The sequence below is a fragment of the Gluconacetobacter asukensis genome (genome assembly GCF_014174375.1).
GTDB classification, from domain to species: Bacteria; Pseudomonadota; Alphaproteobacteria; order Acetobacterales; family Acetobacteraceae; genus Gluconacetobacter; species Gluconacetobacter asukensis.
In genome coordinates, this window is sequence record NZ_JABEQE010000045.1 from 1 (window position 1) to 2,531 (window position 2,531).

Genomic DNA, 2,531 nt, shown 5'->3' on the forward strand with positions numbered 1-2,531 from the left:
AAGGATTACGAGCGCTACGCTTCAACGCTCGCAAGTCTCCATGTCGTCGCTTTCGCATGCTTCATGCTCAGAAACGCCGCTATACTCGCTCAAGGTGCATAACACCCTCTAGTCTCCGAAGGCCGACTTCTCGAAAAAGATGGTCAACAACACTCGCGACTGCATTTGTATAGATACCTCGTCCAAGAAACTGCATATCACCATACCAGCCAAGGATAGCGGAATTGACAACGGATCTCGAAATATCACTAACCGTCACCACACCAATGATTTGCTTATCCTGAGCAGATTTTACGACCCATACTTGACGCCCGTGTGTGCCGGCGACGACGCAATCATACCATAAGTTGAAGTGTTCAGCGTTATTTACCGGCTGTATGTATTTTGAGTAGAAAAGCTGGTTCTCTTTGTGAATGTTTAGCAGCATCTCGCAATCACTTCGTGAGAGGCGGACGATTTCCATGCTGTCATGAGGTTGCATTGATTGAGCGACCCCTTGTATATAAATACATCCAATTTTTCAGCGTAGTGAAAAGTAATCCGGCGCCAATTTACCGGCTCAAACTGGCGTGACACTCTTGTCCCGAAACATCGACGCGATAGCCGACGGCGACGTTGCCCATAAGGAATCAAAAATAACTCAACTTGTCATTGCGTCACCGCAAATAGGAATAGGCGCACAAACTTAATGTAGGTTCCCAACGGTCTGCTCTCGACCGTCGCCCCCGTCGCCAACAGGGCTAGAACTTAAGTAAGCTTCGCCAAACGGTGCAATATATGCACCGGTATTCGGGTCATGATCGGGATCGTTCATCGGTCCTATATGTAGATTACCGAATTTCCCGAATTTCATGTTTAATCCGTTTTTGTGCGGATTCTGTGCTTCCGCTTCTACGGTCGGAGCAGCTGTATATCCATGGTGGCCGAACACGGTTAGCGTCTCAGGAGGCGTATTCAAATATATCGGAGTGTTGTTGTTGCGTGGACGTGCCACCGTTTGGGTGCACCCCCCATCTGTATTCACGTACACCAGAAGGATGGCATAAATTACAGAACTGCACAGTAATAAACGCCTTTTAATATGTATAAACGACGCGTCCATATCCAATGCCCCTCAGTCAGTCGGCTAATCCTCACTCTTAGCAAGAACATCACACAATAGTTGTATCATCATCCCAGTGTCACCGAGCGAGTCTTCCATACGCTTCATACCCGTCGGTAATTTGTCGAGGATTTCCAAGAGAATGCTCAGTCATGCCTCCTTTCGAGGAAGCATGAGCCAACCTAATTATACACAGAAGAGTTGACCCTCTCAACATTGCCATGGGGAAGCCTGATGTTACGTTGCAATCCTCACCATGAATCTCCAAAATGGCTTTAAAATCCAATTTGAAAAATGCGCGAAGACGTCGATCTGAAACACGTCTTTGCGCTGGCAGCAGCGATCAGGGCCATTCCGCTCCAGGGGCCAACAAGCACCCGAGGGCCGCAGCCCTTGAGGATTCCTTCGTTCCTCAGAACGCTTTTCCAAATAGGCGTCAGATAGGTCATTCGCTCGGCAATAAAAGCCAGCGCCGTCCATTTGAATGGATGCCTAGGTCCTGTTAGATCTTGATCCAATCTGCGGCTGTGGCGAGGTGAAGGATAGCGAGGAACGAGGTGGCGGTCTTTTCGTATCGGGTTGCGACGGCGCGCCATTCCTTCAGACGGGCCCCGAGGTTTTCCACCAGATGCCGGTTTCGATAAACCCATTGTGGACAGGCAACGGCAGCGTCCCGGCGCTTGGGCGGGATCGCTGGTCGCGCGCCCATGGCCCAGACATGATCCCGGAAGGCATTGGAAGCATACCCCTTGTCACCGACGACCCATAATGGCTCGCGTGGCAGGCGGTCGAGCATGGCGGGTGCCAGCGGCAGTTCGTGCGCCTGACCGGGCGCCAGGCTGAAGGTGACGGCACGGCCACGTCCGTCAGCGACTACGCAGACCTTGGTTCCATAGCCACCACGAGAGCGGCCAAGTGCTTCACGATGGTCTCGTTGTCGGCTGTCGTCTCTTTTTTTGGGCTCCCGCCGCCTTGTGATGGGCACGAATGTTGGTGTCGTCGAGAAAGACCATGCCCAGGGCCTGTCCACGTTCCTGCACCAGCGTGAACAGGCGCACCCAGACCCCGCGCTTGGCCCAGCGGATGAACAACTGCGCCGTCAGCCACCACGGGCCCAATTCCGCAGGAATGCTGCGCCATTTCGCACCGTTCTGATGACGCCAGAACACCGCCGATATCGTCCGCCGCAGGTCTTTCGGCGGCGTCTTGCCCCGTGGGCGCACCGCTTCGATCAGTGGCTCCCAAACCGCCCAGGCTTCGTCCGTGAAAATCTGCGTCGCATTGCTTTCAGTCATTCCTCATATATAGGAATAACATACAAGATCTAACAGGGCCTAGGCGCTGTCTGCATTCACCGCAGCCAGATCATGGCGCATGCGAGGTGGACGAAGCCCATAAAGGCGGGGAGCGTTTTCTCGCATCGCAAGGC

The 2,531-nt window shown here is 53.1% G+C and carries 2 protein-coding genes and 1 pseudogene; 1 reads left to right on the forward strand and 2 read right to left on the reverse strand.

The features are described from left to right. Window positions 1-102: pseudogene (locus tag HLH35_RS19605) on the forward strand (IS5/IS1182 family transposase); the annotation flags it as partial. Here HLH35_RS19605 and HLH35_RS20430 read toward each other — a convergent pair. Then, a complete protein-coding gene (locus HLH35_RS20430; protein WP_182980732.1) occupies window positions 80-481 on the reverse strand; it encodes a GNAT family N-acetyltransferase in 402 nt (133 codons plus the stop codon). The pseudogene HLH35_RS19605 and the gene HLH35_RS20430 sit on opposite strands and share 23 nt — an antisense overlap. 1,123 nt (window positions 482-1,604) lie before the next feature. Then, window positions 1,605-2,397 (reverse strand): IS5 family transposase gene (locus tag HLH35_RS19615; protein WP_220790793.1). Its coding sequence is split into 2 segments (ribosomal slippage): window positions 1,605-2,052 and window positions 2,051-2,397, totalling 795 coding nucleotides; the frame shifts between segments, so codons are not numbered across the junction. Window positions 2,398-2,531: the final 134 nt, after the last annotated feature.